The following is a 12912-nucleotide window of genomic DNA, read 5'->3' as shown; positions in this document are numbered from 1 at the left end:
ACTGGAACGGATGGTGAACACTCACGGCCTGCTGGTTCTGGCCGCCACCCCGCTCGGCGACTCCCGGGACGCGTCTCCGCGCCTGGTCGAGGCGCTCGGCAGCGCGGACGTGATCGCCGCCGAGGACACCCGCCGCCTGCGCTCGCTCGCCGCCGCGCTCGGCGTCACCCCGGCCGGCCGGGTGGTCAGCTTCTACGACGCCGTGGAGACCGCCCGCCTCGACGGCCTGCTCAAGGCGATCGAGCGCGGCGAGACCGTCCTGCTGGTGACCGACGCCGGCATGCCCAGCGTCTCCGACCCCGGCTTCCGGCTCGTCTCCGCGTGCGTGGCCAGGGACCTGCGGGTCACCTGCCTGCCCGGCCCGTCCGCCGTGACCACCGCGCTCGCGCTGTCCGGCCTGCCCTGCGAGCGGTTCTGCTTCGAGGGCTTCGCGCCCCGCAAGGACGGCGAGCGGCGCCGCTTCTTCGCCGACCTCGCCGACGAGCCGCGCGCCGCCGTGTTCTTCGAGTCGCCGCACCGGATCGCCGCCACGCTCGCCCTCGCCGTGGAGGTGCTCGGGGGCGGGCGGCGGGCCGCGGTCTGCCGGGAGCTGACCAAGCCGTACGAGGAGATCCGCCGCGGCGGGCTCGGTGAGCTGGCCGAGTGGGCGAAGGACGGCGTGCGCGGCGAGATCACGGTCGTGCTGGCCGGCGCCGAGCCGCGGCGCGCGCAGCCGATGAAAACGCTCGTCGAGCGGGTCGGCGAGCTCGTCGACGGTGGCGCCCGGCTCAAGGACGCGGCCGGCGAGGTCGCGACCGCGGCCGGGGTGAGCCGCAAGCAGCTCTACGACGCCGTGCTCGCCGCTCGCAAAGAGAGTTGACCTGGAGCGCGCTCCAACGTGTTCGCTGGGAGGCGTACCCGAAGGGAGTCGCAATGCGAAAGCGCACGCTGGCCGGGCTGGAAGTCTCCGCGCTCGGCCTCGGCTGCATGGGGATGTCCGAGGTCTACGGACCGATCGACGACGACGAGTCGACGCGCGTGCTCCACCGCGCGCTCGACCTCGGGGTGAACTTCCTCGACACCGCCGACCGGTACGGCAGCGGCCACAACGAGGAGCTCGTCGGCCGCGCGATCAAGGAACGCCGCGAGGAGGTTGTGCTCGCCACGAAGTTCGGCATCCGCGAGGTCGTGGGTGGTGGGGAGGTGCGGGTCGACGGCAGGCCCGCGTACGTGCGGCAGGCGGTCGACGCGTCGCTGAGCCGGCTCGGCGTCGACGTGATCGACCTGTACTACCTGCACCGCCGGGACCCGGACGTGCCCATCGAGGACACCGTCGGCGCGATGGCCGAGCTGGTCGAGGCGGGCAAGGTGCGCCACCTCGGGGTCTCGGAGGTCAGTTCCGAGACGCTCCGCCGGGCGCACGCGGTGCATCCGATCACCGCGCTGCAGTCGGAGTTCTCGCTGTTCAACCGCGAACTCGCGAACGACCAGCTGAAGGTCTGCGCCGAGCTGGGCATCGGCGTCGTGCCGTACTCGCCGGTCGGTCGCGGCCTGCTCACCGGCCGGATGCCCGCGGAGTTCGGCGCGGGTGACTTCCGTGGCGGGCTGCCGCAGTTCCAGGGCGAGAACCTGGCCCGCAACGTCGCGCTGGCCGAGCGCGTCCAGGGCCTCGCGAAGACGCTCGGCGTCACGCCGGTCCAGGTCGCGCTCGCCTGGCTGCTCGCGCAGGGTGAGCACCTCGTGCCGATCCCCGGGACGAAGCGGGTGCGGTACCTGGAGGAGAACGCGGCCGCGGTGGACGTCGAGCTGACCGCCGACCAGCTGGCCGAGATCGACTCGGCCGTGCCGGCGGACGCCGTCGCGGGCGAGCGCTACGCCCCCGCGGGCATGGCGGCCGTCAACCGCTGAGCGGACACGAGGACGCCCCCGGCCCGAAGCCGGGGGCGTCCACGCGGCTCAGGCGTTCTCGCGCTGGAACGTCCGGGCGCCCCAGAACACCGCCAGGACGGCCATCACGGCGAGCACGACGACCCCGGTGAACAGCGCGTCGATGGCGAAGTCGCCGCGGAACGCGGCCCGGTCGGCGTCCACGATGTGCGTGAACGGGTTGATCCGCGAGATCGTGTACAGCCAGCCCGGCGCGAGCCCGGTGGTGATCGGGATCAGGATTCCGGACAGCAGCAGCACCGGCAGCAGGATCGTGTTCAGCGCCGGGATGAACGCCTCCTCGCTCTTGAGCATCAGCGCGGACGCGTACCCGACCGACGACAGCGTGATGCCCATCAGCACGACGATCGCGAGGCTCAGCACCACCCCGGCGAACGGCGCGCTGAGATCGAATGCGAGCAGCGCGATGATCAGCACGAGCAGGGCCTGGAAGAACAGCTGCACCGCGTTGTTCGCCACCTTGCCCAGCAGCAGCGAGATCCGGCGCACCGGCGTCACCCGCAGCCGTTCCAGCGAGCCGTTGCGCAGCTCGACGAGGATGCCGATCCCGGAGAACATGCTGAACAGCGCGATCTGCAGGATCAGCGCGGGCGTGAGGATCACCCACGCGTTGCCCGGCGGGAAGCCTGGCGTGCTGGTCACGATCCGCTCCATCAGCGGGCCGAACAGCACCAGGTAGAGCACCGGCTGCATGATGCCGATGAAGATCCATGCCGGGTTGCGCAACGCGATCGTCGAGTCCCGGCGGAACACCAGCCAGATTTCACGCAACATCGGACGGCTCCTTGTCCTTCTCGGGCCCTGAGTTCGGCGCAGCCGCCGGCGGGGGCTCGGCCTCGGCGTCGCGCAGCGTGCGCCCGGTCAGCGTCAGGAACACGTCGTCCAGCGTGGGGCGGTGGACCTGTACCGACGTCATCGCGATACCGGCGTTGTCCAGTTCACGCAGCAGCTCCGGGATGGCCGTGTCCCCGCGCGGCACCCGGAACCGCACCTTGCCGTCCACTGTCGATATCTCGTGCGCGTCGGGCAGCTTGGCGGCGATCTCCGCGGTGGTGGCGAGGTGCTCCTCGTGCACGCCGACCTCCACGCCGTCGCCGGAGACCTGCGCCTTGAGCTCGTCCGGGCTGCCCTCCGCGACGATGTCGCCGTGGTCGATGACGAGGATCCGGTCGCACAGCGCGTCGGCCTCGTCCAGGTAGTGCGTCGTCAGGAACACGGTGGTGTCGTGCTCGTCGCGCAGCGCGCGGATGTGGCCCCACAGGTTGGCCCGGCTCTGCGGGTCGAGCCCGGTGCTCGGCTCGTCCAGGAACAGCAGGCGCGGGTCGTGCACCAGGCCGAGCGCGATGTCCAGCCGGCGCCGCTGGCCGCCGGAGAGCGTCTTGATGACGCGCTCGTCCAGTTCCGCGATGTCCAGGCGCTTCATCAGGTCGGCCGACCGGGCCGCCGCGTCCGATTTGGACAGCCCGTAGAACCGGCCCTGCAGCACCATCTCCTCGATGACCTTCAGTTCCGGCGTGGTCCCCCCGCCCTGCGCCACGTAGCCGATCCGCCTGCGCACACCGACCGGGTCCTTGGCCAGGTCGCAGCCGGCGACCGAGGCCTCGCCCGCGGTCGGTTTCAGCAGCGTGGTGAGCATGCGCAGCGTGGTCGTCTTGCCGGCGCCGTTCGGGCCGAGGAAGCCGACGAGCTCGCCGGCCGCTACGTCGAGGTCGATCCCGCGGACCGCCTCGACGGTGCGCCCCCGGGCCCGGAAGGTCCGGGTGAGGCCGCGTGCTTCGATCATGATGTCCCCCCTAAGTCAAGTTTGACTAGTGCGATAGAGGATGCCGTGCCCGCGTTCGATAGTCAATCTTGATTAGCGGTCCACCCCGGTTCGCCGAACGCCGTACCGGGGTCGTCGGCCATCACATACTCCCCCGCTTCAAGCCGGGACACCAGGTTCTCAAGCCAGCGCAGGGTGCCCTCGGCGGACGCGAGCCACAGCCGGTACAGCTCGGTCATGTGGGCGGGATGCCCCCAGCCGGTGGCCTGCTCGACCAGGGCGGCGATGTTGGTGCGCTGCCCGCGAAGGTAGGTCATCCGGTGCTGTAGCAGGCTGATCGCGTCGCTGCGGGAGAGGGCCGGCAGGAACGTGGTCGCGGCGGCGAGCCGGTAGGCGCCCTGCGCGGTGTCGTCGCCCTCGGACAGGCTCTTCGCGAGCAGGACCCGGAACTCTGTCTCGCCGTCCGGGGTCAGCTGGTAGGCGGTGCGGTCCGGGCCGCGGGTCTCGCTGTCGGCGTCGGTCGTGACCTCCTCGAGCAGCTTCTCCTTGGCCATCTTCTTGAGCGCGTGGTAGATCGACCCGGGCGCCACGTTGGCCCACTTGTCGGCGGACCAGGTCAGCAGCTCGCGCCGGACCTGGTAGCCGTGGGCCCGGCCGTACATCCGCACGACCCCCAACACCAGCAGCCGCGTGGCCGACACCGTGCCTCCCTTGGCTCCCGTTCCGCGCTCCTCCGTAGGCTAGGCGGACATGAGCATCCCCGTGTTGACCGCGGTGGCCTGGCCCTACGCCAACGGCCCCCGCCACATCGGCCACGTGTCCGGATTCGGTGTCCCCTCGGACGTCTTCTCCCGGTACATGCGAATGGCCGGCCACAAGGTGCTCATGGTGTCCGGGACCGACGAGCACGGCACGCCGATCCTCGTGCAGGCCGACAGCGAGGGGATGACCGCGCGGGAGACGGCGGACAAGTACACCCGCCAGATCGCGGGCGACCTCGAGGGCCTCGGCCTGTCCTACGACCTGTTCACCCGCACCACCACGGGCAACCACTACAAGGTCACCCAGGACCTGTTCCTCGGCATGTGGAAGAACGGCTACGTCATCGCCAAGACGCAGCTCGGCGCGATCAGCCCGTCGACCGGCCGCACGCTGCCCGACCGCTACATCGAGGGCACCTGCCCGATCTGCGGCTACGAGAGCGCCCGCGGCGACCAGTGCGACAACTGCGGCAACCAGCTCGACCCGGCCGACCTGCGCAACCCGCGCTCGAAGATCAACGGGGAGACACCGGAGTTCGTCGAGACCGAGCACCTCTTCCTCGACCTGCCCTCGTTCGCCGGCGCCCTGGGCGACTACCTCAAGAGCCGCACCGACTGGCGGCCGAACGTGCTGAAGTTCAGCCAGAACCTGCTCGACGACCTCAAGCCGCGGGCGATCACCCGCGACCTCGACTGGGGCGTGCCCGTACCGCTCGACGGCTGGCGGAACATGCCGATGAAGCGGTTCTACGTCTGGTTCGACGCGGTGATCGGCTACCTGTCGGCAAGCGTCGAGTGGGCGCGCCGGTCCGGCGACCCCGACGCGTGGCAGGAGTTCTGGACCAACCCGGACGCCCAGGGCTACTACTTCATGGGCAAGGACAACATCGTCTTCCACTCGCTGATCTGGCCGGCGCTGCTGCTCGGCCAGAACGGCGCGGGCGACAAGGGCGGCGAGCCGGGCGCGTTCGGCACGCTGAACCTGCCGACCGAGGTGGTGTCGAGCGAGTTCCTGAAGATGAGCGGCGCGAAGTTCTCCACCTCGCGCGGCACGGTCATCTACGTGAACGACTTCCTGCGCGAGTACGGCCCGGACAGCCTGCGCTACTTCATCTCGGTGGCCGGGCCGGAGACGCAGGACGTCGACTTCACGTGGGAGGAGTTCGTCCGGCGGATCAACTTCGAGCTGGCCAACGAGTGGGGCAACCTCGTCAACCGGTCGATCTCCATGGCGCACAAGAACGTCGGCTCGATCCCGCGGCCGGTCCGGCCGGAGGCGGCCGACGAGGAGCTGAAGGCGCTGTCGCGGAACGCGTTCGAGACGGTCGGCGCCCACCTGCGCCGCTCGCGGTTCAAGCAGGCGATCGGCGAGGCCATGCGCGTGGTCGGCGCGGCGAACAAGTACATCTCCGACCAGGAGCCGTGGAAACGGAAGGACGACCCGGAGCGGCGGGACGCGATCCTGCACACCGCGCTGCAGGTCGTGCAGGACGCCAACACGCTGCTGACCCCGTTCCTGCCGCACGCCGCGCAGAAGGTGCACGAGGCGCTGGGAGGCACCGGCGTGTGGGCGGCCCAGCCGGAGCTGCGCGAGGTCGAGGACCTGGACGTGGCCGGCCGGATGAACCCGATCCTCACCGGTGACTACGCGGCCGAGCAGGCCCGCTGGGAGTCCACGCCGGTGGAGGTGGGCCGGCCGCTGTCGAAGCCGACGCCGCTGTTCGCGAAGCTCGACCCGAAGCTGGGCGAGACCGGCCCGGAGTGGGCGCCCATCACGTCATGACCAGACGACGCGGGGAGCCGCTTCCCGTTCCGGCGCGGCTCCCTTCGCCGATCGTCGACGCCCACACGCATCTGGACGCGTGCGGGGCGAAGGACGCCGCGGACGTGGCCGCGCTCGTCGACAAGGCCGAGCAGGCGGGCGTCACGCGCGTCGTCACGGTGGCCGACGACCTGGCGGCCGCTCAGTGGGCCGCTGCGGCCGCCACGTGGGACCCGCGGGTGTTCGCCGCCGTCGCGGTCCATCCGACGCGTACGGCGGCGTTCTCGGACGGCGATCGCGCCGTGCTCGAGGAGCTGTCCCGCGAACCACGCGTGGTCGCCGTCGGCGAGACGGGGCTCGACTACTACTGGGACTACTCGCCGCCCGCCGCGCAGCAGGAGGCGTTCCGCTGGCACATCGACCTCGCCAAGCGGGTCGGCAAGCCGCTGATGGTCCACGACCGGGACGCGCACGAGGACATCTACCGGATCCTCGAGGAGGAGGGCCCGCCGGAAACGGTGGTGTTCCACTGCTTCTCCGGCGACGCCGACTTCGCCAGCCGGTGCGTCGCGAAGGGGTACGTGCTGTCGTTCGCCGGAACGGTGACATTTCGCAATGCGCGGGCGCTTCGTGACGCCGTCGGTCATGTTCCCGTTTACCAGTTGCTCGTGGAGACCGATGCGCCGTTCCTCACACCGCATCCGTATCGCGGCCGCCCGAACGAGCCGCATGGCGCTGCGTACACGATCGTGGACATTGCGCAGCTCAGAGGGGTTGATCTAGGGGAGCTGTGTGCAGCCGTGAACGCGAATGCCGACCGGATCTTCGGCCTTTCGGGTGCTACCCAAGGTGATTTCGGTGGTCACGAGTCGTGATCACTGCGATGAACGGGCGACGCGCGCTACTCCATTCGTGGAGTGACGGGCATCACGACACTCGACGCGGTGTTTGCGCAACCTGCCCGGCACCGTTACTGTCCCGTGACCGTAGCCGGGACGACGCGGTCCTGCTACGCCTGAAGCAAGGCCAATGCATGTCGGGGTGGCCGTCTTTCGAGGTGGCCTGGGATGGCCCGGGGCTTTGGGATGTCGTGACGGAACGAAGCGCGCTAGCCGGCGCTGTAGTTGGGCTCGGCTGCGGCCTTCTGGAGGTATCGACTTAAGTGAGCGGATACAGATCCGGCGATTTCGGCGGTTCTACGGGTAGCGGGTTCGCGGACACCGACTGGTTCACCCCGGTCGACGCTCCGGCCGCCGCCGGCACCGCGGTCCTGGACGACGACTTCCGCGCGTGGCGTTCGGAGTTCCCCGACTTCTACGACGATTTCGGCAGCTCCAACCTCGACGGATACTCGGGTTCGCTGACCATCACCCCGAACGACGTGCGCACGGCGCTCGGCCCGCAGGCCGACGAGCTGATGGCGTACGCGAACGTCGACGTCGACGAGCTCATCCGGCTGATCAACGCCGAGACCACCGTCCTGCCGATCATCCCGGACGAGCTGTCCGGCGGGCGGGTTCGCGCGCTGCCGATGACCGACGAGGAGGAAGCTCCTCCCGGTGTCGCGACCGGCATCAAGCGCTGGAAGAAGTCCGTCCTCAAGGCGACGATCGCGTCGATCCTGGTCTCGCTGATCGGCGGCGGTGCCGCGGCGATCGCGATGAACAAGTCGGTCACGGTCGACGTCGACGGCAAGGCGCAGGAGGTCAACACCTACGCCGACACCGTCGGCGAGCTGCTCGACGACGAGGGCCTGCAGGTCGGGGCGCACGACGCCCTGTCCCCGTCCCCGGCCGCGAGCGTCGACGACGGCGACAAGGTCGTCCTGCAGCGTGGTCGCCAGCTCCACCTGACCATCGACGGTGAGAAGAAGGACCTCTGGGTCCGCGCGACGAACGTCCGCGACGCGCTGCGGCAGGCGAACATCGCCGCCGAGGGCGCGTGGATGTCGGCCGGGATGGACAACGGCGTGCCGCTCAACGGCATGGCGCTGGAGATCAAGACCCTCAAGAACATCACGCTCTTCGACGGTGGCAACAAGCCGAAGGCGCTGCAGACCACCGCGGTCACCGTCCAGGAGCTGGTCGACGACCTGAAGCTCAAGCTGGGCCCGGACGACCAGATCGCGCCCGGCGGCAAGATCAAGGTCACCGACGGCGCGGAGATCCGGATCACCCGCAACGGCGTCACCGTCGTGAACCGGACCGAGAAGGTCAAGCCTCCGGTGCAGGAGGTCGAGGACCCGAACGCGATGGAGGGCACCGAGGTCGTGCTCGACCCGGGCGCGCCCGGCGAGCGGATCGCGACCTACCGGATCACGGTGAAGAACGGCGAGGAGATGGCCCGGGTCGAGATCGGCTCGAAGGTCACCAAGCAGCCGAAGCCGAAGGTCGTGCGGGTCGGCACCAAGGAGCCCCCGCAGCCGGTGATCTCCGACGGCGCCGTCTGGGATGAGCTCGCGCAGTGCGAGTCGGGCGGCAACTGGGCGATCAACACGGGCAACGGCTATTACGGCGGTGTCCAGTTCGACAAGCAGACGTGGGACGCCAACGGCGGTGGCCAGTACGCCGCCTACCCACACCAGGCGACCCGCGAGCAGCAGATCGCGATCGCCACCAAGGTTCGCGACGCCCGCGGCGGTTACGGCGCTTGGCCTGCCTGTTCCGCCAAGCTGGGCCTTCCCCAGTAGGTTTCCTTTCGCAGCGAGCCCGGACTCACCAGAGTCCGGGCTCGCTTCCTGTCTGTGGTGACTGCCGGAGTGGCTAGGGTTCCGCGGGTGATCGAGCCGTCGCATCTGACCGACACGCGGGAGTCCTACGACGTCGTCGCTCGTGACTACGCCGATGTCGTGCCGGAGCGCTTCGCGAAGGATCCCTTCGGGCGGGCCATGATCGCCGCGTTCGCCGAAGTCGTCCGTGGTTCGGTCGCCGATCTCGGTTGCGGGCCGGGGCAAGTCACCGCGCACCTGGCCGCGCTCGGCCTGGACGCGTTCGGCCTCGACCTGTCGCCACGGATGGTCGCGGTCGCGAAGGAGCGGTACCCGCGGCTGCGTTTCGCGGTCGGCTCGATGACCGGGCTGGCACTCGCCGACGGCGCACTCGGCGGTCTCGTCGCCTGGTGGTCGATCGTCCACACGCCACCCGCCGAGCTCCCGGTCGTGTTCGCCGAGTTCCACCGCGTGCTCGCGCCGGGCGGCTACGCGCTGGTCGGCTTCCATGCCGGCGACCGGCACCGGCGCCCGGAGCACGCCTACGGCCACCCGGTCCGCCTCGACGTCTACCGCTTCCCGCCCGACCGCGTCGCCGCGCTGCTCGAAGACGCCGGCCTGACCGTCACCGCACGCCTGACCACCGAGGGCGAGAGCGCGCCGCAGGCGTGCCTGCTCGCCCGCAAGTCCCACCCCGCCACGCATCGCTAGGCTCGTGCGGTGGGTGAACGCGACGGGGACCTTGCGCGGGGCGCGGCCCTGCTCGGCCCCGCCGACATCCGGCGCCTCGCCGCCGAGCTCGACCTGCGGCCCACCAAGCGGCTCGGGCAGAACTTCGTCCACGATCCCAACACCGTCCGGCGCATCGTCAAGGACGCCGGGATCACCGCCGACGACGTCGTGGTCGAGGTCGGGCCCGGGCTGGGCTCCCTCACGCTCGCCCTGCTCCCGCGATGCCACGCCGTGCACGCCGTCGAGGTCGACCCCGTCCTCGCCCGCCACCTCGAACACACCGTCGCCGACCGCGCGCCGACCCTGACGCACCGGCTCCACGTCGTCCAGGACGACGCGGTGGTTGTGAAAGCCGAACGCTTCGCGGAGAAACCGACCGCCCTGGTCGCCAACCTGCCCTACAACGTCTCCGTCCCCGTCGTCCTCCACCTCCTCGCCGAGTTGCCCACCCTCGACAAGGCGCTCGTCATGGTCCAGGCCGAGGTCGCCGACCGCATGGCCGCCGGCCCCGGGTCCAAGGTCTACGGCGTGCCCAGCGTCAAGATCGCCTGGTACGCCGCCGCCAAGCGGGTCGCCACCGTCCCGCGCACGGTCTTCTGGCCCGTGCCCAACGTCGACTCGGCGCTGGTGAGACTCGAACGCCGCGAGGAGCCACCAGGCGACAAGGCACAGGTCTTCGGCCTGGTGGACGCCGCGTTCGCCCAGCGCCGCAAGACCTTGCGCGCCGCCCTCGCGGGCTGGGCGGGCGGCGCCGAACGCGCCGAAGAGCTGCTCACCAAGGCCGGCGTCGACCCCAGAGCGCGCGGGGAGCAACTCGACGTGACGGACTTCGCGGCCATCGCCGGCCAGTTGTGATTTGGCAGATATCTGACTGAGTCTGGCTGAGGCGGCGGTTGCAAAGCCGCGGCCGGATCGGGTTGACTGCGAGAGTATCCATCCCGAGCGGCTGAGAGACCTGGCTCCAGGACGCCGCAGCAACCACCCAAGTCGGGCAGGTGCTACCGCCAGGATCGATGGAGGAGTGAGAGCGATGGTCATGCTCACCACAAGGCGTGTCATCGACCAGTGCCGGCGCACGGTCACGGGTTGTCGTCGCTGACTTTCTGCAGCTGACGCCCCGTACACCGCTGCCCCCAAGAGGGGCCTTCACCGAACACCGCCTCGCGAAACGAGCGGTCAACGCGCCTGGACTGGAGCACATCGTGATCACCCTCGAGAACCTCAGCAAGACCTTCCGAAGTACGTCCGGGTCCGTCGTGGCCCTCGACGACGTCACCCTCGACATTCAGGCCGGCGTCATCGCCGGCGTCGTCGGCCCCGCGGGCGCCGGCAAGTCCACGCTCGCTCGCGTCCTGTCGCTGCGGGAGCGCCCGGACAGCGGCGTGTTCCGCCTCGACGGGCTCAACACCGGTGCCCTCGACGAGCGCTCCATGCGCGTCGCCCGCTCGCGGATCGGCGTCGTGCCCTCCGGCGAGTCGCTGCTTTGCCAGCGCACGGCGGCCGGCAACATCGCGCTCCCGCTCGAAAAGGTCGGCATGGACGGCCCGCAGCGCCGCGAGCGCGTCGGCAAGGTGCTCGACCTGATCGGCCTCACCAGCCACGCGGCCACCTACCCGCAGGACCTCACCCCGGGCCAGCGCCAGCGCATCGCCGTGGCGCGAGCGCTCGTCGGCGACCCCGCCGTGGTCCTCGCCGACGACCCGACCGCGAACCTGGACGAGGACGGCGCCGCGAGCGTGCTCGCGACGCTCGACCGCGCCCGCGCCGAGCTCGGCGCCACCGTGCTCGTCGCGACCCAGGACGCCAGCGTCGTCCGCCGCATCGCCGACGACGTCGCCGTCCTCGAGCACGGCCGGCTGCTGGAGACCGGCCGGCTGCTCGAGCTGGTGCAGGACCCGGACAGCCTGGTCAGCCAGGCCATCCTGCCCGCGATCGACCCGGCCGCGCGCGCGGACTACCCGCGCGTCGCGGACGTCGTGCTCGTCGGCTTCGCCGCCATCGGCTCGCTGCTGCCCGAGGCCGCGAGCCGCTTCGGCACGGACATCTCCGTGATCGGCGGCGGCGTCACCCGCATCGGCGAGACGCCGGTGGCGCGGTTCCGCCTGGGCGTCTCCGGCCACCGCACGCACGCCGCGCTCGGCTGGCTCGCCGAGCGGGGTGGCACGGTCCGCGAGCTCGCCCGCGGCCCGCGCAGCCTGGCGGCCTGACCTGCGCACACGCGACCCGGCCGGCCGCGAGAACCAGCAGCCGGCCGGGATCGCCGTGGCCGTAGGCTGATGGGGTGCTCGCAGTCGTCCCCCGCCCGGTCACCGTCCGGGTGCCGTCCAAGGTGAACCTGCACCTCGCGGTCGGCGCTGTGCGCAAGGACGGCTTCCACGAGCTGTCCACCGTCTTCCAGTCGCTGTCGCTGACCGACGAGGTCACGGTCGCGATCGCCGACGAGCCGGGCGTCGAGGTGCGTGGCGAGGGCGCGTCGACGGTGCCGACCGACGGCGCGAACCTCGCCTGGCGGGCGGTCGAGGAGCTCGCCCGGCACGCGGGCAAGGGGGCCGAGGAGCCCAAGGTCCGGGTCATGATCCGCAAGAACATCCCGGTGTCCGGCGGCATGGCGGGCGGCAGCGCGGACGCCGCCGCCACGCTCGTCGGCCTCGCGAGCCTGTGGAAGCTGGACATGGGCCGCGACGAGCTTGCCCACGTCGCCGCGACGCTCGGCAGCGACGTGCCGTTCATGCTGCACGGTGGTACCGCGCTCGGCACCGGCCGTGGCGAGCAGATCGTCCCGGTGCTGACCCGCCACACCTTCCACTGGGTGCTCGCGTTCGCCCGCGGCGGCCTCGCGACACCCAAGGTCTACGCCGAGCTGGACCGCCTGCGCGACAGCGGCGACCCGCCGTGCGTGGGCGAGGTCGAACCGGTCCTGGAGGCACTCGCGGCCGGCGATCCGCGGCAGCTCGCGCTGCTGCTGGGCAACGACCTGCAGGCCGCGGCCGTGTCGCTGCGCCCGGGCCTGCGGCGGACGTTACGGGCCGGGGTCGACGCGGGCGCGCTGGCCGGCACGGTGTCGGGCTCCGGCCCGACGTGCGCGTTCCTCTGTGCGAGCGCCGAGGACGCCGTGCAGGTGGCGGCGTCGCTGTCGGGCGCGGGCGTCTGCCGTACGGTGCGCGTCGTGCACGGCCCGGTCCCGGGCGCCCGCGTGGTCGGCGACGAGGAGCCGCGCCCTACGCCTCCACAGGTGCACGCCTGAACATCCGCCAGGCGGCGG

At 71.0% G+C, this 12912-nt stretch carries 12 protein-coding genes and 1 riboswitch; of the genes, 9 read left to right on the top strand and 3 right to left on the bottom strand.

The annotated features are described in order from the left end of the window. The first annotated feature begins 10 nt into the window (after nucleotides 1-10). A complete protein-coding gene (gene rsmI, locus VH969_RS05685) occupies nucleotides 11-859 on the top strand; it encodes a 16S rRNA (cytidine(1402)-2'-O)-methyltransferase (protein WP_331971442.1) in 849 nt (282 codons plus the stop codon). A 53-nt stretch (nucleotides 860-912) separates the two neighbouring features. Continuing rightward, nucleotides 913-1887, top strand: a complete 975-nt coding sequence (locus VH969_RS05680) for an aldo/keto reductase (RefSeq protein ID WP_331971436.1) — start codon at nucleotides 913-915, stop codon at nucleotides 1885-1887. A 48-nt stretch (nucleotides 1888-1935) separates the two neighbouring features. Here VH969_RS05680 and VH969_RS05675 read toward each other — a convergent pair whose 3' ends face one another. The 3 genes from VH969_RS05675 to VH969_RS05665 all read right to left on the bottom strand — a co-directional run bounded on the left by VH969_RS05675 (nucleotide 1936) and on the right by VH969_RS05665 (nucleotide 4389). Then, nucleotides 1936-2700: an ABC transporter permease gene (locus VH969_RS05675; RefSeq protein WP_331971433.1), complete on the bottom strand. Its 765-nt coding sequence runs from the start codon at nucleotides 2698-2700 to the stop codon at nucleotides 1936-1938. Next, a complete protein-coding gene (locus VH969_RS05670) occupies nucleotides 2690-3709 on the bottom strand; it encodes an efflux ABC transporter ATPase subunit, DrrA-related (protein WP_331971430.1) in 1020 nt (339 codons plus the stop codon). Before VH969_RS05670 ends, VH969_RS05675 begins: the two co-directional genes overlap by 11 nt. 62 nt (nucleotides 3710-3771) lie before the next feature. Beyond that, entirely contained in the window at nucleotides 3772-4389 is a 618-nt protein-coding gene (locus tag VH969_RS05665; protein ID WP_331971427.1) for a PadR family transcriptional regulator, read from the bottom strand. A gap of 49 nt (nucleotides 4390-4438) precedes the next feature. Here VH969_RS05665 and metG point away from each other — a divergent pair, with 49 nt between their 5' ends. From metG to VH969_RS05630, 7 genes are all read left to right on the top strand, one after another. Beyond that, nucleotides 4439-6232 (top strand): methionine--tRNA ligase, encoded by a 1794-nt coding sequence (gene metG / locus VH969_RS05660; RefSeq protein ID WP_331971423.1) that lies wholly within the window; start codon nucleotides 4439-4441, stop codon nucleotides 6230-6232. Further along, nucleotides 6229-7086, top strand: a complete 858-nt coding sequence (locus VH969_RS05655) for a TatD family hydrolase (RefSeq protein WP_331971439.1) — start codon at nucleotides 6229-6231, stop codon at nucleotides 7084-7086. Before metG ends, VH969_RS05655 begins: the two co-directional genes overlap by 4 nt. Before the next feature lie 287 nt (nucleotides 7087-7373). After that, a complete protein-coding gene (locus VH969_RS05650; protein WP_331971419.1) occupies nucleotides 7374-8900 on the top strand; it encodes a resuscitation-promoting factor in 1527 nt (508 codons plus the stop codon). Between the two features lie 87 nt (nucleotides 8901-8987). Beyond that, a complete protein-coding gene (locus VH969_RS05645) occupies nucleotides 8988-9629 on the top strand; it encodes a class I SAM-dependent DNA methyltransferase (protein ID WP_331971416.1) in 642 nt (213 codons plus the stop codon). Nucleotides 9630-9638: 9 nt separating this feature from the next. Continuing rightward, nucleotides 9639-10505, top strand: a complete 867-nt coding sequence (gene rsmA, locus VH969_RS05640; RefSeq protein WP_331971413.1) for a 16S rRNA (adenine(1518)-N(6)/adenine(1519)-N(6))-dimethyltransferase RsmA — start codon at nucleotides 9639-9641, stop codon at nucleotides 10503-10505. Between the two features lie 75 nt (nucleotides 10506-10580). Then, nucleotides 10581-10670: riboswitch (SAM riboswitch) on the top strand. A 182-nt stretch (nucleotides 10671-10852) separates the two neighbouring features. Beyond that, nucleotides 10853-11857, top strand: a complete 1005-nt coding sequence (locus tag VH969_RS05635; protein ID WP_331971410.1) for a methionine ABC transporter ATP-binding protein — start codon at nucleotides 10853-10855, stop codon at nucleotides 11855-11857. A gap of 74 nt (nucleotides 11858-11931) precedes the next feature. Next, complete coding sequence (locus VH969_RS05630) at nucleotides 11932-12894, top strand: 4-(cytidine 5'-diphospho)-2-C-methyl-D-erythritol kinase (RefSeq protein WP_331971407.1); 963 nt, start codon at nucleotides 11932-11934, stop codon at nucleotides 12892-12894. The last annotated feature ends 18 nt before the right edge of the window (nucleotides 12895-12912 follow it).

The organism is Actinophytocola sp. (genome assembly GCF_036555685.1).
GTDB lineage: Bacteria > Actinomycetota > Actinomycetes > Mycobacteriales > Pseudonocardiaceae > Actinophytocola.
This window is presented reverse-complemented; position numbering and strand designations above follow the sequence as displayed.

Coding starts and splice junctions, on each gene's coding strand:
- VH969_RS05675 (WP_331971433.1), bottom strand. CDS start 2,700: ATGTTGCGTGAAATCTGGCTGGTGTTCCGCCGGGACTCGACGATCGCG.
- metG (WP_331971423.1), top strand. CDS start 4,439: ATGAGCATCCCCGTGTTGACCGCGGTGGCCTGGCCCTACGCCAACGGC.
- rsmI (WP_331971442.1), top strand. CDS start 11: ATGGTGAACACTCACGGCCTGCTGGTTCTGGCCGCCACCCCGCTCGGC.
- VH969_RS05680 (WP_331971436.1), top strand. CDS start 913: ATGCGAAAGCGCACGCTGGCCGGGCTGGAAGTCTCCGCGCTCGGCCTC.
- VH969_RS05655 (WP_331971439.1), top strand. CDS start 6,229: ATGACCAGACGACGCGGGGAGCCGCTTCCCGTTCCGGCGCGGCTCCCT.
- VH969_RS05670 (WP_331971430.1), bottom strand. CDS start 3,709: ATGATCGAAGCACGCGGCCTCACCCGGACCTTCCGGGCCCGGGGGCGC.